Below are 21,018 nucleotides of genomic sequence, written 5' to 3'. Positions count from 1 at the left end.
AGAATTTATATGGGTAGTGAACGGAATCCACACTGATGCGGAAACGGTTTATATGAGTAGTTGGCGGAATCTACACTAATGTAAAAATGACATCTTAATGGGTTTTACCAGTTTTTCAGCCCCTTGAACAAGTTTTTCCACACAAGCATCCAGCATCTGTCAGAGTAATAAGGCAAAACAATATCCATCATAATGCCATCCTCACAGGCGGCAGGAGCAACTGCATGATCATATCGGGTTTATAGGAGTCAACTGTGCTCTATAAAATGGGTAGCAGATGGCGCAGATTACGTATTTGTGCGTACCAGCAATCTTGTAGAAAAGAATACCTTCATTTCTGAAGAAATTGAAAGGGATGGTATATCATTTTTCTGATGTGAGTAATAATTTTGAGTATATACAAATAGTATATACCTTTAGAAAAAAGGGTATACTATGAAAACGCTTTCTCTCAAATTGGATGACGAAATATTTGATGAAACTGAGAAAATCACTTTCGAGCTTAAACTGGCAAGGAATCGTTATATCAACGATGCAGTAAGTCTTTATAATCTCTTTAATAAAAGAAAGCTATTAAAGAAAAAACTTGCAAAAGAATCGAAAACAGCAGCCAAAGACTCTTTAAGTATCTTACGGGAATTTGAAAAATTGAGTGATGAATATTAAACAATACGACATTTGGCTTGCAGACCTGAACCCGTCAAAGGGTACGGAAGCGGGAAAAGTGCGCCCTGTTGTAATTATTCAAACCGATTTATTAAATGACACGCATTTATCTACTCTTATTTGCCCTGTTACAACCAATGTGCAGCCGGAACTTGAGTTGTTAAGAGTACATCTTAAAAAGGGTCAGTTGGACAGGTTGAGCGATGTACTGATAGATCAAATCCGGTCCATTGATAATAAGCGATTGATCCAAAAATTAGGAAGACTTACCCCACATCAGGTTGATGAGTTGAAACGAAATATTGCTATCGTATTGGATTTATAATAGCCAATCGACGTTTATGCAATATGTATTCCCCACTCTTTATTCATCTTCCTTCCCAGTAATGTATTGGCCTCGGCATCATTCCTGAATTGTTCCTTCGCCGGATCCCAGATGAGCCTGCGGTTGAGGCGATAGGCGATGTTGCCGATATTACATACGGATGCAGTGCGTTGTCCGATCTCCACATCACAGATGGGTTTGGTTCTTTTGCGCATGGCATCCAGGAAGTCTTTGTAATGATCTGTGCTATGGTACACGTGCTTCTCCGAATCACCGATCACCCGGTCTTTCAGCGAAGCAGGATTTGTTTCCAGCTTACCACGCTGTACTTTGATCTCTCCTTCGGTACCGATAAAATGAATGGCATTGTTCCATTCCCATTTTTCATGTGTCATGGTGATGCCACCTGCATACTTATAAGTAAGGAATGGATGCTCACCGCCATCGGGTGCAATGACTTCTACCGGGCCGCTCTGATCCATGTCCAGCGCCCATTGTACAATATCAAACATGTGTGCGCCCCAATCGGTTACCATACCACCACCAAATTCGCGGTAGTTACGCCAGTTGGGATATACGTCTTTGGTTACAGGAGGCGCTAATTCCGCATTGAAAACAGAAGGCACTTCATTGGGTCCCAGCCATTTGCTCCAGTCCAATCCATCCGGTATCGGTTCTGCAGGAAGATCGTAGGGCTTTGGCGGAGGACCCACATTCACTTTTACCGATTTGATCTGCCCGATATATCCATTGCGAACGAGCTCTGCCGTTTGCCTGAATTCATGCCAGGAGCGTTGCATGCTTCCTGTTTGAAACACACGGTTGTATTTACGGGCGGCATTGACCATGGCCCTTCCTTCTTTGACGGTAAGCGCCATAGGTTTTTCGCAATAAATATCTTTCCCTGCTTCTGCTGCGCGCACTGCCATAGCAGCATGCCAGTGATCGGGTGCGGCAATCACCACTGCATCTACCTCTTTACGGACCAGCAATTCCCTGAAATCATTGTACACAGCTATATCAGCATAATTGCCCAGTTGAGGCATTTTAACATAGGTGTCTTTTATTTGCTTAAGCGTGAGATCGGCTTTGGCCTTGTACACTTCACTTAATGCTACAAAACGAACCTGTTCTGTTTTCAGAAAATAAGAAGACAATATTTTGCCTTGTTTACCTCCTCCAATTAACCCCAGGTTGATCATATCGCTTGGGGCAGTATAAAGCAGTCCTGTTTGACTTTTTCCACCCAATACGTATCGTGGGAGGATCATAAAACCTGCCAATGCTTTTGCAGTGCTACCCACAAATGCCCGGCGGGAAACATTATTTTTTCCTTCTTTTTTCATATGGCCGTGGTTGATTAAGCGCTTGAGATTGAAAGATACAAATTTGGTATAAAACAGATACCGAAATTATAAAGCAGGATCAGGATTATCTTTTGAATAGCATTAAAGCAGAGCCAATCAGGGTTAAAAGGATCACCAGTTTCCGGTATTGCTCGTCTCGTATCCTGCCAACAATACGTAACCCCATCCAAAAGCCTAGAGCCAGTGCCGGAATGAGCACCAGGTCTGTTTGTAAGCTATGTATATTGATATTATGCCAGAAGAAGACCTGGAATGGCAATTTGAAAAGATTCATGAACAGGAAGATCCAGGCTGCCGTACCAATAAAATCATTTTTGGGCATCCGCATGGCCAGGAAGTAAAGATTGGCAAATGTGCCAGCCAGGTTTCCCAACATCGTAGTTAATCCTGCAGCCAGGCCTGTGCTTACAGCAAACATCGGATGTTGCGGCACCTGCGTTGATTTACGATATTCCATCAGTACAACGATCACGATGGTCAGCAAAATGATCGCTGCCATTATTTTGCGAAAAAGGACTTCATTCATTTCCTTCCCTATGTATACACCTATCAATATTCCGATGATCATCCAGGGAACCAGTTTCCAAAAGTGTTTCCACTGTGCGTGGCGGTTATAATACCTTACCGCCGCAATGTCTGCCAAACAAAGAAGCGGTAGAACAATTCCTGTAGATGATTTGCTTCCAAAAACAAATGCCATTAAAGTAACGCTCAGCATATCCACCCCCTTTAGGCCGGCTTTGCTGAGCCCTATGATAAAAGCAGCCAGAAAGATCAGGAACCATTCGGTAAAAGAATAAAAAGAAAATATACTAATCATTGAACATAGGGTGTTTGTTTACTACTAAGTGCTTTTCTTGGTCCTGACCATGTTCCACCAATAATTCAGCTTCAATACCAGCGCCCTGTTCTTTACAAAAAAAGGCGCCGGATAATAATTGTCTGTATAAACAATAAAAAGATCCGAAGCAGGTTGGTAACGCCATTGAAACCTTGCGTTAAAATTGATATTTTTTTGCTGTTCGTTGTATTGTAAATATGTGGTAAAAAATAATTTATTCGTCATGGTAATATCCGCTTTTGGTCCGGCAAGAAAAAAAGCGGTATGTCCCCACGGATGTGGTAAATGAAGGTCGTCATAGCTGGTGCTGAGCGCAAGACTTATATAAGGCTGAAAGCGATAACCTATTTCAGTATTCATGGTAAACCGTGTGCCATCGGCAAAATAACCACCGTACCGTAGAGATATCGAATACGTAAATAATTGCTGGGGCTGCGATACCAGGTCAAGTCCCGCAGTGTTCCACGTATGTTTTGTGCCTTTGGCAAGTGAATCTTTTCCTGTATTGGTTGGATCGAATGGTCTTAATAATTCAACATAATCATGTATACCTGATCCTGTTAAAACAATACGGTTGCGGAAAGTGAGCTGGTAAGACAGCATGTTCTCATTGTCTGTCTGGTGAAACTGTTCATTGAAATAATAGGTAGTATTGGCTTGCAGGCCATGACTGAGTATATGACCACTCCGCGGGAAGAAATACCTGGTTACCTGGGGGCTGACTTTAATATATCCCGTCCTCGGTACATAACCCACTTCTGCATTGAAGCCATTGCCTACATATTCATGTTGCCAGAGTATGTTCCATTTTCGGCTGTTGTATAACAGGTTAGCTGCGTGCGCCATACTGTTTCCCTGTGCGCCGGGACTGAATGAGCGCATAACAAAGGCTTTGCCTGTCCACAGGTTACTGGATGAAGCCAGGTTATATTCCAGCCCAATATTCCGGTTGTATTGTGAATAGATTGTTTTGCCGGAATCATTACCAGGATGATAGTTCATAGATGTCTTATCAACATAGATCAACCCGATATTGGATCTTTTAAACACTTTCCGTTGCAGCGACACTACTGCAAAGTTCTGCGCCGGCAGCCCTTTTTCCTCCACTGCTGCTGTCTGAACATCCATCAGGCCAAGGCGCCAGTCCTTACTGAGTTTACCACTCAGGCGTGCACCTAAATTGATGGGCACACCCAGGCCAATCCGCCGGGAGAAAAAAGGGCGGATGTTTGCATAGCCAAAATTGGCAAACAGGTCATTGTTCTCCAGGAAAAACTGTCTTTTTTCCGGGAAGAATAATTCAAAGCGGCTAAGATTGGTTACCTGCTTGTCTACCTCCACCTGCGAAAAATCGGGATGAATGGTGAGATCGAGGTTGAGAGAAGACGTAACACCAATTTTTGCATCCACGCCCACTTCCTGTTTATATCCCGTCTTGCTTTGTGCTGAATAATCTTTGGATGCGCTGCTTAAAACATAAGGAATAACAGATACATTCATTCCCGGCGCGGGCGGCGGTTTGTCCCATACAAGTACACCTGTATAAGCTAAGGAAGCAGTAGGGAATTGCCGGGGAATGGGTGTCCAGCTCGATTTTTCTGTGGTCTTCAGGTCATTGCGGCTGAAATTAATGCCCCATTCTGTTATTCCTTTTTTATACCGCATCGAAGTAAAAGGGATGGCGGCTTCAAAGATCCATTTATCGTCATAATCCTTTACGGCGGATACCCATTTGTTATCCCAGTTCAGGTCTACTTTTCCCCCTTCATACATAGAACCATCCCATTGTGCCCCGGCAGCATTCGCGCCAAAAGTGAAGCCGTTGGTTTGATCATCAAAAGGGTCTATGAAAAAAATAAAGTTGTCATTCTTTACAAAACTAAAATCCCTCCGTAGCGATTCTACCATATTAGGGCCCGGCAATGCTTTATTGCAAATAGCTATAATGTACAAATTGCGGCTGTCATAGGTCATGCGGACTTCCGTAGTTACCCGCGCGTAACTGGTATCCATAGGTAATACCATGAAAAAATGTGTTGCGGGTTCTGCCTGCAACCAGGCTTCATCCATCACACCATCGATCTTAATCGATGCATTTGTTTCACGGATATTTAAACGGTAAGAGGCATTCTTTTTCTGCGCATCAGATGGCAATACAATAAATACCAGCAGAATGGGAACAATAAAATACTTCAATATTATTTATTTGGGGGTTGACAAGAATGTCAAGTTAAAAAATGTTGCAGAATTCTGTTACACAACATAAAGGTTCTCTGCGAATTTCTGGCTGACACTCGATTTTTTTCCATCTACTTCTATTTCCATTGTTCCATCAAAATCCTGACGGCTCACCACTTTTATTTTGCTGCTGAGACCCAGTCCTACTTTCATTACATATTGCAGAAAAGAAGCGCTGCCGTCTTTTACGGTGACGAGCTTACAGGTTTTGCCAACAGGAACCTGCGTTAAAGTTTTCCGGGCCCTGGTTTTCATTTCTCCTTTGGCATTCGGAATGGAGTCGCCGTGGGGGTCGACTTCGGGATAGTTCAGGAATTTTTCCAGCTTTTCTATCAGTTTGGATGATTGGATATGCTCTAACTGTTCGGCCACTTCATGCACTTCATCCCAGGTGAATTCTAATTTTTCATACAGGAAAGTTTCCCAAAGCCGGTGCTTGCGTATGATCTGTATAGCCTGTTTTTTCCCGGTAGCGGTCAGTGAAATCTTCCCGTATTTCTCATAGCTGATGAGTTTTTTCTCTTTCAGCTTTTTGAGCATATCGTTGGCGGTGGCAGGTTTCACATTCAGTGTAGTTGCCAGCTCGTTGGTTCCCGCCTCGGATTTACCGGTGATTTCCGACGTAAGGTGGAACAGTGCTTTGAGATAATTCTCTTCAGTATGCGATAGCATGGATTAAAGATAAAAAAGATTTCCCAGATTCATTTTGTTAGGTTAGTCTAACTATATATTTTTATCAACAAAACAACTAACCTGGCTATGAAGTTCATTTTATCCATATTGCTATTGCTTGCTTTTACTGCAAGTGCGCAAACAGGCGAGATCACCGGCAAGCTTTTTTCGGGAGGTAAAGCTGTTGAGCGGGCGAGCATTAGTCTTGCCGGAACTGCCTTCGGTGCATGGTCAGATAGTTTAGGTTCTTTTATGCTCTCACGCATACCAGCAGGTACTTACCAGCTGAGGGTTTCATGCCTTGGTTATGATGATGCAGAACAACAGGTACTGGTAAAAAGCAACAACAGCCTGGCTTTGTGGATTGTTTTGACTGCCAATGATGTATTGCTCAATGATGTAGTGGTTACAGGTGTTTCCAGGGCAACACAGGCCCGGGAAAACCCGGTTGCTATTATGGGTATTTCTTCCCGTGCAATGGAACGTACCGCGGCATCTGATCTGATGGATCTACTGGCCAGGAATGTACCTGGATTGCATACGGTGAAAACAGGCCCGAATGTTTCTAAACCTTCCATTCGTGGATTGGGTTATAACAGGGTACTTACGCTTTACGATGGTGTTCGCCAGGAGGGACAGCAATGGGGAGATGAGCATGGTATTGAAGTGGATGCTTACGATATCAACAGGGCAGAAGTAATCAAAGGGCCGGCCAGCCTGATGTACGGGTCTGATGCCCTCGCGGGTGTGATCAGTTTGTTTCCCTATATTCCTGATATGGATGATGGAAAACTGCATGGCAAATTAGTAAGCGAATACCAGTCGAACAACAACCTGGTGGGGAATGGACTGCGCATAGGATACAGTGGACGAAAATTTTTATTTGTGTTAAGAAGCTCTTATCGTATGGCCAACAATTACCGCAATGCCATTGACAACAGGGTTTACAATACCAATTTTGACGAAAAGAACCTGTCGGCACTGGCTGGTTTTAAAACCAACAAAGGATATTCCCATTTTAATTTTACCCTGTACAGCAACCTGCAAGGCATCCCGGATGGAAGCCGCGATTCGTTAACACGGCAATTTACCAAACAGGTTCGGGAAGGAAACAATGATGACATCAAGAGCAGGCCGCTGATACCATGCAATGAACTAAATACGTATCGGCTTTCGCCGCTCCATCAACGCATCGATCACTACCGGATATACACCCATCATTTTTACCAGTTGGGTAAAAGCAATGTAGATATTATTTTTTCACTGCAACAAAATATCAGGCGTGAGTACAATCACCCTACCATGCCCAACCAGGCGGGAATGCATGTGCGGTTGAATACGTTGAATTATGGTTTGCGGTATGATGCACCCCGGTTGGGCAATATGGAGACTACAGTGGGCATTAATGGAATGCTGCAGCAGAACAAAAGTATCGATGCAACAGATTTCCCCATCCCCAATTATGCGCTGTATGACGGAGGTGCCTATTGGTATGCAAAATGGAAATCCGGGAAATGGAGTGTGAGTGGCGGAGCCCGGTACGACATGAGACGGGTGCGATGGAAAGATTTTTTCGTCAGGAATAATTCTGTTACGGGCTTCGATGAACATGTAGCTTTGCCGGATACGGCCAATGCTGTTTTACAGTTCCCGGCTTATGATAAAGTGTTCAAAGGAATATCAGCAAGTGTAGGATTTACTTTTCAGGCTACCAGGGATATCGGGCTCAAATTCAATATCGGCAGAGGTTACAGGGCTCCTAATATTACGGAAATGGCATCCAACGGCCTGGATCCCGGTGCGCACATCATTTATCTTGGTAACCGGAATTTCGATCCCGAGTTTTCACTGGAAACAGACCTGGGCGCAAGCGCCAGGTTCAGCAATTTTTCAGCAGAGCTGAGTCTCTTTAACAATCATATCCAACATTATATTTACCTGACGATGCTTGCAGATGATAACGGAAACCCGATCACGGATGCACAAGGCAATAAAACATATCAATACCAGCAAGCAGCTGCGCAGTTGTATGGAATGGAAGCAGGTTTCTCCCTTCACCCGGTAAAACTCAGAGGATTTAGTTTCGACAACAATCTGTCGGTTGTCTATGGCTTCAACAAAAGCGAGATCTATGAAGGCAAAGGCGAACAGGGAGCTTACCTGCCGCTTATTCCGCCGTTGAAAATATGGAGCAGCATCACACAGAAAATAACAACTGCATCAAAATGGGTTACATCCATTACACCTAAAGTAGAAGTTGAATGGGCTGCGAAACAAAACCGGTTTCTCGGATTGAATCATACAGAAACACCAACGCCTGGTTATGCTTTGTTACATATAGGCCTTACCGTAGACATCAGGTACTATAAAAGCCGGTCCATGCAACTGTACATACAGGTAATGAATCTGCTGGATAAAGTATATCAATCGAACCTTAGCAGACTGAAATATTTTGAATACTACAACCAGTCACCCAACGGTTACAGCGGAATGTATAATATGGGCCGGAATATTTGTGTGAAACTGGTGCTGCCTTTCTGATAGATAAGACGAGACCGGCGGCTTATAAATGATTATCATTCAATGATATAATCCCGTATCCAATGCCGCCTGTCACAATTAACGGATTAACTTAATGAAAGAACAGACAATAACACTATATTCGATAACAGAATTCTTAAATAAAACGTTCGAGTCATGAAAAAATTATGGGTATTGGCTATAGCTGCTTTCCTGGTAACAGGTACTGCTTTTGCACAAGAAAGCAAAGACGGTAAAAAATGCGGTAAATCCTGCTGCAAAAAAGGATCCAACTGTTGTAGCAAAGACAAAAAAGAGACAAAAGAAGTAAAGCCTGCAGCTGCAAAAACAACTGTAAAGGTAGCACCGGCTAAAGCATAAGCCAACGAATTTAAAAAAACAAAGGCCCCCGCTATTGCGGGGGCCTTTGTTATAAGATAGACTCCAGTTCTTTCAGGTGATGAACAGTATAAGTAGGCGTTACATGCGGCACCACATTCAAATGATTCACAAAAATGGTATCCAAGCCGGCATTGATGCCTCCCTGGATATCCGCATCCAGGTTGTCACCGATCATAATACTTTCTTCTATACTGGCACCGGTTTGTTCCAATGCATAATCAAAAATTTCTTTGTTGGGCTTGAGGCTGTTACTGCCTTCCGATGTGATCACCGCCTCAAAATAGCCATCGAGCCTGGATTGTTTCAGCTTACTGTGCTGTACTTTCTCGAAGCCGTTGGTTACCAGGTGCAGGTGATAGCGCTTCGCTTTCAGGTATTCCAGTATTTCAACCGTATAAGGAAAGAGATTGGTCTTGCTGGGCAATAGCTCCAGGAATTGTTGCGATAAAGCGCGGGCAAGCAGTTCATCGGCGATCTTAAAATCAAGCATGGCCAGCCATACCCTTTTCCACCGCAGTTCTTCCTGTTTGATGAATCCCTTGGTGTACCTGTCCCACAAACGCTCATTGTGATAAGAATAGCGTTCATAGAACGTATCGAAATCCGTGATGCCTCTTTCATGCAAGGCATTGGATTGATACAGGTCCTTCAGTGTTTCCTTAGCATTGGTTTCAAAATCCCACAGCGTATGATCCAGGTCGAAGAAAAGGTGACGGTATTTCATGGGGCAAAGGTATTAACTTCGGATTTTAAACGCGGCATTATGAACATCGTTATCACAGGCGCATCCAAAGGGATTGGAAAAGCAGTGGCGGAACAGTTTGCAGCAGCGGGAAATACTTTGTTCCTGTGCAGCAGGGGTGAAAAGCAACTGTATGATGCCGTAAGCGAACTGCAGTCCCTTTATCCGCAGGCTACAATCAAAGCCCGCCCTGCCGATGTATCGGTGAAAGAAGAAGCGCAGGCTTTTGGTAACTGGTGCCTGGGCTTCGGAACACCGGATATACTGGTGAACAACGCTGGCCATTTCATACCCGGATCGGTACACGATGAAGCCGATGGCCAGCTCGAAGCCATGCTGCAATCTAATCTCTACAGTGCCTATCATCTCACCAGAACCCTGTTGCCCGCCATGATCAAAGTAAAATCGGGCCATATTTTTAATATGTGTTCCATTGCATCGTTGCATGCGTATGCCAACGGAGGCAGTTACAGCATCAGCAAATTTGCTTTATATGGTTTCAGCAAAAACCTGCGGGAAGAATTGAAACCACACGGCATTAAGGTAACATCGGTGCATCCCGGTGCTACGATGAGCGCCAGTTGGGATGGCTTCAACATCGATCCCAAAAGAATCATGGAAGCAGCAGATGTTGCCAAAATGATCTATGCCGCTTCACAACTTTCTCCTATGGCGGTAGTGGAAGATATCATATTAAGGCCCCAATTAGGCGACCTGTAACCAATTGTGCCTCAAATATTGAGGAGGCCGGGTAACAATTCCATAACGACTGCATAACATGTACTTCATATAGTAACGGGACCTTTGCTAAACCCCTTCCTGTATGGAAAGACGTTCGTTAGATGTGGTAGTGATGAGTGACCTGCACCTGGGCACCTATGGTTGTCACGCTACAGAAATTGTGAACTACCTCAAAAGTATCCAGCCGCAAATACTGGTGTTGAATGGTGATGTCATTGATATATGGCAGTTCAGCAAGCGCTATTTCCCCGTGCCGCATACACAGGTGATCAAAGAGATCATGAACCTGTTGAGCATGGGTACCCGGGTAATTTATATTACGGGTAACCACGACGAAATACTGCGGCGTTACAGTGATATGCAAATGGGTAATTTTCAGCTCACCGATAAAGTGGTGATGGAGATCAATGGTAAGATGACCTGGATATTCCATGGTGATGTATTTGATGCCACCACGAAAGGCAGCGCCAAATTACTGGCCAAACTGGGCGGCCATGGATATGATCTCCTGATCGTGCTCAACCGTTTCATCAACTGGTTCCTGAAAACAATGGGAAGAGAGAAGATGAGCTTCAGCAAAAAGGTAAAGAACAGTGTGAAAAAAGCGGTTGCCTGGATCGGCGATTTTGAACAAACCGCTGCAGAACTGGCCATAGAAAAGAAATACGATTATGTGATTTGCGGTCATATACACCAACCTCAGAAAAGAGAAGTGGTAACCAAAGATGGATCTGTAATGTACCTGAACAGTGGCGATTGGGTGGAAAACCTCACAGCACTGGAATATGCCCAGAACGAGTGGAACATTTTCCACTACGATGAAAAGGAGTTCGCTGCCATGAAAGCGCCTGTGATCACCATGGAAAAGAAATTGCCGCAACTGAACGTGGTAACAGATGAAGTGGCTTTATTCATTCACTCTTTAGCTGCGCAGTCATGAAGATATTATATACAGTACAGGCAACAGGTAATGGGCATATCAGCCGTGCAATGGAGCTGATGCCCTATCTCACTACTTACGGCGAAGTGGATGTTTTCCTCAGTGGCAGTAACAGCCATTTACAACCCAACCTGCCTGTTGCATACCGCAGTAATGGTGTGAGTTTGTTTTACGGTAATACCGGCGGACTCGATTACCGCCGCATCTGGTCAGCATTCAATTGCAGACGCATCTGGAAAGAAGCCCGCGACCTGCCGGTTGAACAATACGATATCGTACTGAATGATTTTGAAAGCATCACAGCCTTGGCCTGCCGCTTGAAAAAAGTACCCAGCATTGGCTTCGGACACCAGGCGAGTTTCCAGAGTAAACACACACCTCGCAGCAATAAAAAAGATATAGCAGGAGAGTGGGTGCTGAAACAATATGCACCTTCCAAAGCATACCTGGGATTGCATTTCAAGCAATACGACGATTTCATCTGCTCACCGGTTATCAAGCAGGAGATACTCCAGGCAACACCAACCGATCAGGGACATATTACTGTTTATCTTTCGCATTATAGTGATGAAGTAGTGGTGCCGGCATTGCAACAAGTGAAAGACGTTCGCTTTGAAGTATTTTCAAAGAAGGTAAAAGAACGGGTGCAGAAAGGCAATGTTACCTTGTACCCCATCAGCAACGAAGGATTTACGCAAAGCCTCATTCATTCCCATGGTGTGATCACGGGTGCTGGATTTGAAACGCCGGCCGAAGCATTATACCTGGGGAAAAAATTACTGACCCTGCCCATCAAAGGGCAATACGAACAATTATGTAACGCTGCTGCACTGAAAGATTTCAATGCAGTGGTCGTCGATAGCATCAAGCCCGACTTTTATTTCGAAGTGATGAAGTGGTTGGCAGGCGTACCTGTTAAGCCATTGCAGTTATCACATTCAACTTATGAGATCGTACAGAAAGCGATAGAAATGGGCCGTGAAATAGCTACTTCTTCTTCGCAAGTATGGAGTGATCGCTCTCCTCTTTCACAATCGTATTCGTAAGCTTACCAATACCTTCGATCTCCATTTCCACCACATCGCCTGGCTGTAGCCACTGTTCCGGGTAATCGGGGTTATTCAGTTTGCCGGTGCCGTTGAGTTCGAGAAAACAACCGGTTCCGACTGTGCCGCTTCCGATCACATCACCCGGATGCAGGGTAACACCATAAGCGCATCGCTCAATAATTTCGGCGAAGGTCCAGTCCATATCGCCTACATTGCCCTCGCTCACCTGAACACCGTTGACCCAACATTTCATAGAGAGGTTCCAGCTCTTACCCGTATGCCCTTGCTTGGCTGGTATTTCATAATGTTCTAGTTCATCCAATGTTACTAAGCAGGGACCGATAACGGTAGAAAAATCTTTTCCTTTTGCAGGCCCCAGGTTGAGCAGCATTTCTTCCATCTGCAACCTTCTTGCACTCATATCGTTCATGATCATGAGTCCGCCTATGTAATGATCGGCTTTTTCGGCGGTGATATTTCTCCCCTGCCTGCAAATAACGATCGCCGCCTCCAGTTCAAAATCCAGTTTTTCAAAATGATCGGGCATGCAAAGGATATCGCCCGGCCCCTGGATGCTATGATGATTGGTAAAATAAAAGATGGGATACTGATCGAACTCGGGAATCATATCCACTTTGCGGTTCCTGCGCGCGGCGGCCACGTGCTGGCGAAATGCATAACCATCCCTGCATGATGTGGGAAAAGGTACCGGCGCCAGCAACTGGATCGAATCGAGCGCTATGGCTTTGTCTTTGCCCACCCTGCCATCGAGAATGGCTTTATTTACCTGCATGGCAACCGGGAACATATCATTCCAATAATGCAGGAACATATTCATGCTGTTGGGCAGTTCGGGATGAACCAGGTCGCAATCGTATAAATAACCATCTGCTAAGAAAGCCAGTTGGTCGTGTCCGTCGTTGAGATAAGAAACAAGCTTCATGGAAATACAATTGATCTGGCGAAAATAGCGTAAAAAAAACAGGTGGTTCTTGTTCCTTCAACAGTATCTTTAAAAACGATACCGCTTAATATGAAAAATATCTTTTGCATAGCATTGCTGCTGTTAGTTTCTTTCGCTTTCAAGAAAAATGAACCGGCTGAATCATGGATCAGGATCAACCAGCTGGGATATACACCCAATGGGATCAAAGTAGCGGTGTGGTGCGCTAAAACAGACCGGCTGCCCGAAACAGCTGTGTTGATAGACAGCAGTACCCATGAGATCGTTTACCATTGCAAACTTTCGGCAGCTTACGGTGCGTATGGGCCTTTTACGCAAACCGTACGCATAGACTTTACTGGTTTCAGCAAACCCGGCAAGTATTTTATTAAAGCGGGTGATGCCATATCACCGGTGTTTCCCATTGATAAAAATGTGTACAAAGGCGCCGCTGATTTTTGCCTGCGCTATATGCGCCAGCAGCGCAGCGGGTTCAACCCTTTTTTGAAAGACAGCTGCCACACGCACGACGGCTACACATTGTATGGCCCTATGCCCGATAGTACACACATCGATGTAACAGGAGGATGGCACGATGCAAGTGATTACCTGCAATACACCACTACTTCGGCCAACGCAGCCTATCACCTGCTCGCCGCTTACCGCGATTTTCCACAGGTATTTGGTGATACCAAACAGGCAAACGGGCTGGAAGGAGCCAATGGAGTAGCCGATGTGCTGGATGAAGCAAGATGGGGGATCGACTGGTTGCTGAAAATGAATCCGAAAGATGGATGGTTATTCAATCAATTAGGAGACGACCGAGACCACAAGGGCATGCGCATTCCCAAAGAAGATACCAATTACTATGGCCGTGGGTTAGAGCGCCCGGTTTATTTCTGTTCGGGCAAGCCACAAGTGCGGGGCAAATTCATGAATGCCACAACAGGCATTGCTTCCACTGCCGGAAAATTTGCCAGCAGTTTTGCATTGGCTTCGCAATTATATGCAGGCAATGACAGGGCTTTCTCAGAACGACTCTTACATAAAGCGAAAAAAGCTTTCGAAGCCGGACAAAAACAGCCTGGTGTTTGCCAGACCGCATCGGTACGTTCACCTTATATCTATGCCGAAGGTAATTGGACGGATGATATGGAACTCGCTGCCGCAGCCTTACAAATGACAGATTCCGCCTTGCGTTATGCCCGCGAAGAATCTGTTACACCCTGGCTCGGCGCCGACTCTGCAAACCACTACCAATGGTATCCTTTTGTGAATGTTGGTCACTATGAGCTGGCCAAACAATTGAATGGGAAAAATCGTGAAATGCTGATCGATGATTACCGAAAAGGGATAGAGAAAGTTTGGCTGAAAGCCAGCACCAATGCTTTTTTCAGGGCCATACCTTTTATCTGGTGCAGCAATAACCTCACCGTTGCATTCACAACACAATGCTACTGGTACCGTCAACTGACAAATGATAATACTTATGATGAGCTGGAACAGGCTAACCTCGACTGGTTATTCGGCTGTAACCCCTGGGGCACCAGTATGGTATACGGATTGCCTGCCTGGGGAGATACGCCTGAAGATCCGCATTCCGCATTCACACACCTGAAAAATTACCCGATCGATGGCGGACTGGTAGACGGACCGGTATACACCAGCATTTACAAAAGCCTGATTGGTATTCATTTGAATAATGCCGATGAATATGAAGCTTTTCAAAGCGACCTGGCTGTTTATCATGATGACTATGGCGACTATAGCACGAATGAACCTACGATGGATGGAACGGCCTCATTGATCTATTTACTGGCTGCAAAAGAATCTGAGGCATTGAAAGATGATAAAGAAAAACGCGCAGGAACAGACCCGTGAAGAAAAGATAAACTGTACAACCGGTTGAATGAACTGATCAATTATTTAAAGAAGGAAGGATATAGCTTTAAACGGATAGATCACCATTTTTCATCTTCCGGTATATTGTCTTCACGATGAAATTGCTGGCGGGCCTGTAATTTCTGTTGTTGCCGTTCAATAATGAGTTCGGCAATGATCTTACCGGCATCTTCTTGCGGGTGTTCGGATAATAATTTTTTCAGTTTTGCCTCACTGATATCCAGGCGGTAGAGCAGGTTGATCAGACCGGAAAAATCATCAGTGATCAATCGGTTGATGCGGGCAGCCAGCGCTGCAACATCCATCTGTTCCCATTCCTGTATTTCATAGGTGGCGGACATAACCTAAAGATAGGCATTAATGCAGTTTCTTATAATGATTAGCGCGCATCTCATCTTCATCATCCATATCGGGTCCGCGTTCAATTTTTCGCCAGTTGATGTCTTTATGATAACGGTTCATGGCTTGCTGTGGATCGAATATCCTTTTATCCGGCATCACAAAAGTATAAGGGGTATAATTGGGTTTTGTTGTAAAGAAATCGCTCAGCAATGAAGCGGTAGCATCGTACTGGTTTACATAGGGAACACCCAGTATATTGTAGATGGTTTTGAGGATCGATCCGAAGTTCGCATGTGTATGTGAAGTATAGCCTCTTTTCACATAGGGACCGGCCATCATCAGCACACTGCGGTGCGCATCGATATGATCAACACCTCCCTGGGGATCGTCTTCGGTAATGATCACCAGCATGTTTTTCCAGTAAGGCGTGCGGGAAAGGAAATGCAGGATACGCCCCACTGCCAGGTCATTATCTGCCATGTATGAATGCACATACGGATAACCATCCTGCGGCCTTGGTCCGGCGCCATGATCGTTGGGTACCTGCATGGTGATGAGTTGCGGCATCTTTTCTTTTCCTTTCAGCCATTTTTTGCTGAACTCACCCTCGAACTGCTCCATGCGAAACTGATCGGGGATATTGGTGTTGAAACCTGCGTAATTATGACTGGTTCTGCTCCACAATGCTTTTTGCATGGGCACCATCACACCATGAGCGGCGCCGGTAAGCGTATCATACCATTCTTCCCTTACATGTGCTGTTTCATTGGCTTCGCCGAAGTTGTAGAATGAAATATGATGCCGCTCCAATGCTTCCCACAAACCACCGGTCTCGGCATAATCTTCCGGATCCATACTGCCGGTAGAGCCTGGAAACCTGCGCCCGGGCGCTTTTGAGAAAATCTTTGCTGTTTTGTTAACACTCGAATTGGTTTCAACCCACTCATTGGGTATTACACCCATCATCCAGTGATGGCCATGGATAGAAGCATCACTATCGCAATAATAATTATCACTGAAAGCAAATTCAGTAGCGGCTTTGGTATGATTGGGCATTACCTTGGCCTTCGCTACTTTCAGCGTATCATTTTTCCCATACACATTCACATCCACGCCAAATCTTGCCAGTGTGGTATCTCCTTTACCGGTTTTCAGTTGCCCGAATACTTCATCGTAAGACCTGTTTTCTTTGGTGATGTAAACGATGTATTTTATCGGACTCTCGCGGAGTGCGGGCAAAGGAGGCAAAGGATTTTTGGCATCAACGGTAACGGCAATGGTTTGCATGGTATTATCGATGGCCTGTTTACTATAAGTGGCCAACTGCTCGTCATTGGGCATGCGTATTTTTTGGAAAGTAGCCAATTGTATATCGCCAATATAAGTTCCCTGTATGGGTTTAACAAAACCCTTTCCGCCATTGGGTCCTGCGCCCAAGCCACGGCAGCTGATCACGTATATCTCCTGTTCATCTTTTGATAACAGCACACGGGTTGGTCCCCAGCCGGTTGGAATGAGACCTTTTGTTTGTCGCGTATCAACATCGATCACTGCTACCGCATTGAAACCGAGGAGCGCTACATACAAAGTTTTTTCATCACGACTCAATGTGAGGCCGAAGGGCAGCAATCCACGATAATGATCAATACGGTTGTCTACTTTGATGGGGATATGATCTACGATCTTGTGATTCGCATAATCGATGACGGAAATATTGTCGTTGGTTGCATTGGTTACATAAGCATAGCGGCTGCCTACAGCAATGGAGTTGGGACTGGCGCCACCCACTACTTCAGCGCCTTCTACCATCTGGCCAATCTGGTGACCGGTTTTAAGCCGGTCTATGACTTGGTTGGTAGCAAGGTCAATGGTATATACACTCATGGCTTCAGGTGCAGCAGGACTTCCCACACCGGGTATCTTCTCGTCATTAATAGTGGTACCGTTGATGGACGCTGCACTGTTATCGGCATAAGGATGCCAGGGAATCATCTTGCGTTGATAGTTTGCGCTGTCTGCACCTTCAATCAGCGGATAAGCATACATGCCCACATTTGCAACCATGGCCATCTTGTTGCCGGGCGTCAATGCCAATCCAAATGGTAAACGGCCAACGGGAATGGAAGCGGTAATTTTTTTACCAGCCAGGTCATATCGTACGAGGCGAAAATTTGCCCTGTCCAGCACAAGGAGCTCATGCCCCTGTTCATTCAATACCAGGTCTGAAGTAAAACTGTCTTCAAAATCAACGCCATTGACCATTCCGTTCAATGAAAGAGAGTCGGTGCGCTGCAACTTTTCTATATCATATATGATCACAGCTCCATTATCGCCGCCGCTCAGGTACACGGTTTTGGAGTCGTTGGCAAAAGCAACACCGAGAAAAGAGCCATTCGATAAAGGAGAGACGATTTTTTTATCGTAACTGGGCACCCTGGTAGCGCCAAGGGAATGCAGGTCAATGATGGTAAATACGCCATTGTGCAGTGTTACTGCTTTTTTCCCGTCGGGAGATAAGGCCATGCCAAAAGGGTCGTGCGTAATGCGGATCAGCTCGCCGGCCGGTGTTACCTGCCTGCCGCTTGGCAGTACAGACACTCCTTTTTCAGCGATTGTACAAAAGGCATTCCGGCCCGGTACCTGTAAAGTGTTTACAACTTGTGCCTGTGTTAACAGGAATGAAGAGACGAGAAGAAGAGACAGTAAATACTTTTTCATGTTGCAATTTAGCAGAAATATGATGCTACAATTTTTGCAGCAAGTTATCCTATGATTAATACTTTTCAATAACACCCAACCCGAATAAAGCGAAATCGTACTTCACCGGGTCCTGCGGGTCTAATGTACGCAGGTAAGCAGTTAATTCCAGCGCTGACTCCCAATCGATTTGCTTTCTTTCCAGGATATGGAAACGTTTGGCAACCCGGGCCACGTGGAGATCTATGGGGCAAACCAGTTGTGCGGGCCTGATCTTTTTCCAGAGACCGAAATCAACACCTTTTGTATCACTGCGAACCATCCATCGTAAAAACATATTGAGGCGTTTACAGGTAGAGCCTTTATAAGGAGTGGCAATATGTTTTTTAGTACGGGGAGGCACATGCTCCAACGAAAAAAAATATTCGTGAAAATGGATCAGGTTGTTTTCAACAGTGGAAGAAACTCCCTGATCAGGACCCATCAGGAAAGCATCTTCCAGTGAATCGTAACGGCTATAATGGAATTGCAGGAACGCAATGAAATAAAGCAGGTCGGTGCTGTTGAAAGTCCGGTGCTTAAAGCCCAGCAATTTTTTCAGCTCAGCATCGCTATGATGAAGACAAAATTCATGTGGCCTGCGATCCATCAACTGCATCAATTCCCTTGATTTGCCGATGATGGTGGTTCTGTTGCCCCAGGCGAATATGGAAGCAAAGAACCCGGCGATCTCTATATCCTGCTTTTTAGAAAAGTCGTGGGGAACGCAGATGGGATCATCTTTGATGAAAGCGGGCCTGTTGTACAGATCCGCTTTTTCATCAAAGAAAGCTTTTAATGAAGCAGGCTTCATAACCGGCAGTTTACCCGATGGCCTGGTTGAGATCGGCTATGAGATCGTCTGCATCTTCTATGCCTACACTCAGGCGGATAAGGCTGTCGCTGAGACCATTTTTAATGCGTTCTTCCCGTGGAATAGAAGCGTGGGTCATGGATGCAGGGTGATTGATCAGTGATTCAACACCTCCGAGGCTTTCGGCAAGAGCAAATACTTTGGTGCCGGCCAATACTTTTCTTGCTGTTTCCGCGCTGTCATCTTTCAATTCGAAACTCATCATACCACCGAAGCCACGCATTTGTTTGCCGGCTACAGCATAACCCGGATGATCGGTGAAACCGCACCAGTATACCTTGCCTACTTTGGGGTGATTGCGTAAGAAATGCGCTATTTTCTCGCCGTTCTCGCAATGACGCTGCATGCGTACGTGCAGGGTCTTGATGCCCCTTAATACGAGGAAACAGTCTTGCGGACCCGGAACGGCGCCGCAGCTTTTCTGTATGAAATACAATTGTTCTCTCAGGTTGGCATCATTCATCACCAGGCAACCCTGTATTACATCGCTGTGCCCACCCAGGTATTTGGTGGCAGAATGCATAACGATATCTGCACCCAGGTCTAATGGATTCTGTAAGTAAGGTGATGCGAACGTATTGTCTACGCAAAGCAGCACATTTGCTTTTTTAGCAACAGCCGCAACAGCCGCAATATCTGTAATGTTCATCAACGGATTAGTGGGTGTTTCAATCCAGATGAGTTTGGTGGCGGGTGAAATGGCTTTGCTGATATTGGCAATATCCGTGGTATCAACATAAGTGAAGCGGATGCCGAATTTGGCAAATACTTTGGTAAACAAGCGATAAGTGCCTCCATACATGTCGTTGGCAGCGATCACTTCGTCGCCGGGAGCCAGCAGTTTGATCACAGCATCGGTAGCCGCCACACCGCTGCTGAATGCCAGTCCGAACTTGCCATTCTCGATCTGTGCGTAAGCATCTTCCAGCGCTTTGCGGGTAGGGTTTTGACTACGGGCATATTCATATCCTTTGTTTACGCCTGGCGCTTCCTGTACATAAGTAGAAGTCTGGTAAATGGGTGTCATGATGGCACCGGTAGAGGGGTCAGGCTCAGTGCCTGCATGTATGTATTTGGTTGCAAGTTTCATAAAACTAAATTAGTTCTTTTTTGGTGTGTTCTTTTTGGAAGGTTGCGGATTATCACCATTGAGGGTGATGGGCATTACAGCTTTGAGATTGTCCCATAAAATAATGAGATTGGTGCCGTTCCTGGCATCATCGAAATACATAGTGAAAGCTTCCACGACTTCGTTGTTGCGGCTCACATCAATATCGGTTCTCAGCACATCTTTACGGCTATCGTAGGTAAAGCTGCCCCAGCAATAATTATCACGGTTGATGATGATGGTCCATTTGTTTTCGCCGGGAATGCAATACATGGTATACCTTCCTGCGGGCAGCAATTTACCCGCTATGCGTACATTTTTAAACAGCTCCAGCTCGGTAGACTCATTGGCACCCAAACGCCATAACTCATTGTATTTGATAACGCCACCAAAGATGTCGCGGCCGTTTTTCAGGGGGCGGCTGTAGATCAGTCGCGCTACCGGCTGGTCTTTGGCTTTACCACTCATTCTGAGGATAGGATAATTGTCTGGCCAATAACTCATATCCATAGGAGATTTGTCCAGTTCGGTAGGTTTCTGTTGTGCTTGAGAAGCAAAGGAACACACGATGAGCAGGCAGCCCAATACAATCGATCTCATGTAGAAAATT

The 21,018-nt window shown here is 45.3% G+C and carries 19 protein-coding genes; 8 read left to right on the top strand and 11 right to left on the bottom strand.

Annotation, left to right across the window (positions count from 1 at the left end):
- Positions 1–435: 435 nt before the first annotated feature.
- Both SEDOR53_RS0102830 and SEDOR53_RS0102825 read left to right on the top strand, forming a co-directional pair.
- A complete protein-coding gene (locus tag SEDOR53_RS0102830; RefSeq protein ID WP_026768349.1) occupies positions 436–666 on the top strand; it encodes a hypothetical protein in 231 nt (76 codons plus the stop codon).
- Positions 656–991 carry a type II toxin-antitoxin system PemK/MazF family toxin gene (locus SEDOR53_RS0102825; protein ID WP_026768348.1) on the top strand — a complete coding sequence of 112 codons (336 nt, stop codon included), beginning with the start codon at positions 656–658 and terminating at the stop codon, positions 989–991. Before SEDOR53_RS0102830 ends, SEDOR53_RS0102825 begins: the two co-directional genes overlap by 11 nt.
- 14 nt (positions 992–1,005) lie before the next feature.
- On the opposite strand, the gene SEDOR53_RS0102820 is transcribed toward SEDOR53_RS0102825, so the two are convergent.
- From SEDOR53_RS0102820 to SEDOR53_RS0102805, 4 genes are all read right to left on the bottom strand, one after another.
- Complete coding sequence (locus SEDOR53_RS0102820) at positions 1,006–2,337, bottom strand: Gfo/Idh/MocA family protein (RefSeq protein ID WP_026768347.1); 1,332 nt, start codon at positions 2,335–2,337, stop codon at positions 1,006–1,008.
- An 85-nt stretch (positions 2,338–2,422) separates the two neighbouring features.
- Complete coding sequence (locus SEDOR53_RS0102815; protein WP_037360434.1) at positions 2,423–3,178, bottom strand: sulfite exporter TauE/SafE family protein; 756 nt, start codon at positions 3,176–3,178, stop codon at positions 2,423–2,425.
- A gap of 24 nt (positions 3,179–3,202) precedes the next feature.
- Positions 3,203–5,395, bottom strand: a complete 2,193-nt coding sequence (locus tag SEDOR53_RS0102810; RefSeq protein ID WP_232214708.1) for a carbohydrate binding family 9 domain-containing protein — start codon at positions 5,393–5,395, stop codon at positions 3,203–3,205.
- 57 nt (positions 5,396–5,452) lie between these two features.
- Positions 5,453–6,109: a metal-dependent transcriptional regulator gene (locus SEDOR53_RS0102805; RefSeq protein WP_026768344.1), complete on the bottom strand. Its 657-nt coding sequence runs from the start codon at positions 6,107–6,109 to the stop codon at positions 5,453–5,455.
- Between the two features lie 87 nt (positions 6,110–6,196).
- On the opposite strand from SEDOR53_RS0102805, the gene SEDOR53_RS0102800 reads away from it, so the two are divergent.
- On the top strand, positions 6,197–8,650 hold the full coding sequence (locus SEDOR53_RS0102800; RefSeq protein WP_026768343.1) for a TonB-dependent receptor: 2,454 nt from the start codon (positions 6,197–6,199) through the stop codon (positions 8,648–8,650).
- 156 nt (positions 8,651–8,806) lie between these two features.
- Complete coding sequence (locus tag SEDOR53_RS0102795; protein ID WP_026768342.1) at positions 8,807–9,010, top strand: hypothetical protein; 204 nt, start codon at positions 8,807–8,809, stop codon at positions 9,008–9,010.
- A gap of 49 nt (positions 9,011–9,059) precedes the next feature.
- On the opposite strand, the gene SEDOR53_RS0102790 is transcribed toward SEDOR53_RS0102795, so the two are convergent.
- Positions 9,060–9,755: a YjjG family noncanonical pyrimidine nucleotidase gene (locus tag SEDOR53_RS0102790; protein ID WP_026768341.1), complete on the bottom strand. Its 696-nt coding sequence runs from the start codon at positions 9,753–9,755 to the stop codon at positions 9,060–9,062.
- 39 nt (positions 9,756–9,794) lie between these two features.
- Here SEDOR53_RS0102790 and SEDOR53_RS0102785 point away from each other — a divergent pair, with 39 nt between their 5' ends.
- From SEDOR53_RS0102785 to SEDOR53_RS16980, 3 genes are all read left to right on the top strand, one after another.
- Positions 9,795–10,493, top strand: a complete 699-nt coding sequence (locus SEDOR53_RS0102785; RefSeq protein ID WP_026768340.1) for an SDR family oxidoreductase — start codon at positions 9,795–9,797, stop codon at positions 10,491–10,493.
- Between the two features lie 103 nt (positions 10,494–10,596).
- Positions 10,597–11,454 (top strand): UDP-2,3-diacylglucosamine diphosphatase, encoded by an 858-nt coding sequence (locus SEDOR53_RS0102780; RefSeq protein WP_026768339.1) that lies wholly within the window; start codon positions 10,597–10,599, stop codon positions 11,452–11,454.
- Positions 11,451–12,500, top strand: a complete 1,050-nt coding sequence (locus SEDOR53_RS16980; protein WP_070415552.1) for a glycosyltransferase family protein — start codon at positions 11,451–11,453, stop codon at positions 12,498–12,500. The genes SEDOR53_RS0102780 and SEDOR53_RS16980 overlap by 4 nt, the downstream gene beginning before the upstream one ends.
- Here the strand turns inward: SEDOR53_RS16980 and SEDOR53_RS0102770 are convergent.
- Entirely contained in the window at positions 12,442–13,446 is a 1,005-nt protein-coding gene (locus SEDOR53_RS0102770) for a fumarylacetoacetate hydrolase family protein (RefSeq protein WP_026768338.1), read from the bottom strand. The genes SEDOR53_RS16980 and SEDOR53_RS0102770 overlap by 59 nt on opposite strands.
- A gap of 90 nt (positions 13,447–13,536) precedes the next feature.
- Between SEDOR53_RS0102770 and SEDOR53_RS16975 the strand changes: the two genes are divergently transcribed.
- On the top strand, positions 13,537–15,327 hold the full coding sequence (locus SEDOR53_RS16975) for a glycoside hydrolase family 9 protein (RefSeq protein WP_084220294.1): 1,791 nt from the start codon (positions 13,537–13,539) through the stop codon (positions 15,325–15,327).
- 80 nt (positions 15,328–15,407) lie between these two features.
- Here the strand turns inward: SEDOR53_RS16975 and SEDOR53_RS0102760 are convergent, their stop codons facing one another.
- From SEDOR53_RS0102760 to SEDOR53_RS16970, 5 genes are read right to left on the bottom strand one after another with little or no spacing between them, the layout of a single operon-like run.
- On the bottom strand, positions 15,408–15,689 hold the full coding sequence (locus SEDOR53_RS0102760; protein ID WP_026768337.1) for a hypothetical protein: 282 nt from the start codon (positions 15,687–15,689) through the stop codon (positions 15,408–15,410).
- A 16-nt stretch (positions 15,690–15,705) separates the two neighbouring features.
- Positions 15,706–18,408, bottom strand: a complete 2,703-nt coding sequence (locus tag SEDOR53_RS0102755; protein ID WP_026768336.1) for a bifunctional YncE family protein/alkaline phosphatase family protein — start codon at positions 18,406–18,408, stop codon at positions 15,706–15,708.
- A gap of 55 nt (positions 18,409–18,463) precedes the next feature.
- On the bottom strand, positions 18,464–19,240 hold the full coding sequence (locus tag SEDOR53_RS0102750; protein WP_026768335.1) for a TIGR02757 family protein: 777 nt from the start codon (positions 19,238–19,240) through the stop codon (positions 18,464–18,466).
- A gap of 10 nt (positions 19,241–19,250) precedes the next feature.
- A complete protein-coding gene (locus SEDOR53_RS0102745; RefSeq protein ID WP_026768334.1) occupies positions 19,251–20,390 on the bottom strand; it encodes a cystathionine gamma-synthase in 1,140 nt (379 codons plus the stop codon).
- A gap of 9 nt (positions 20,391–20,399) precedes the next feature.
- The gene (locus SEDOR53_RS16970; protein ID WP_051416465.1) at positions 20,400–21,008 is read right to left on the bottom strand and encodes a DUF2911 domain-containing protein; all 609 of its coding nucleotides are present in this window, start codon (positions 21,006–21,008) and stop codon (positions 20,400–20,402) included.
- Between the last annotated feature and the right edge of the window lie 10 nt (positions 21,009–21,018).

Source organism: Asinibacterium sp. OR53 (genome assembly GCF_000515315.1).
GTDB lineage: Bacteria > Bacteroidota > Bacteroidia > Chitinophagales > Chitinophagaceae > Sediminibacterium.
This window is presented reverse-complemented; position numbering and strand designations above follow the sequence as displayed.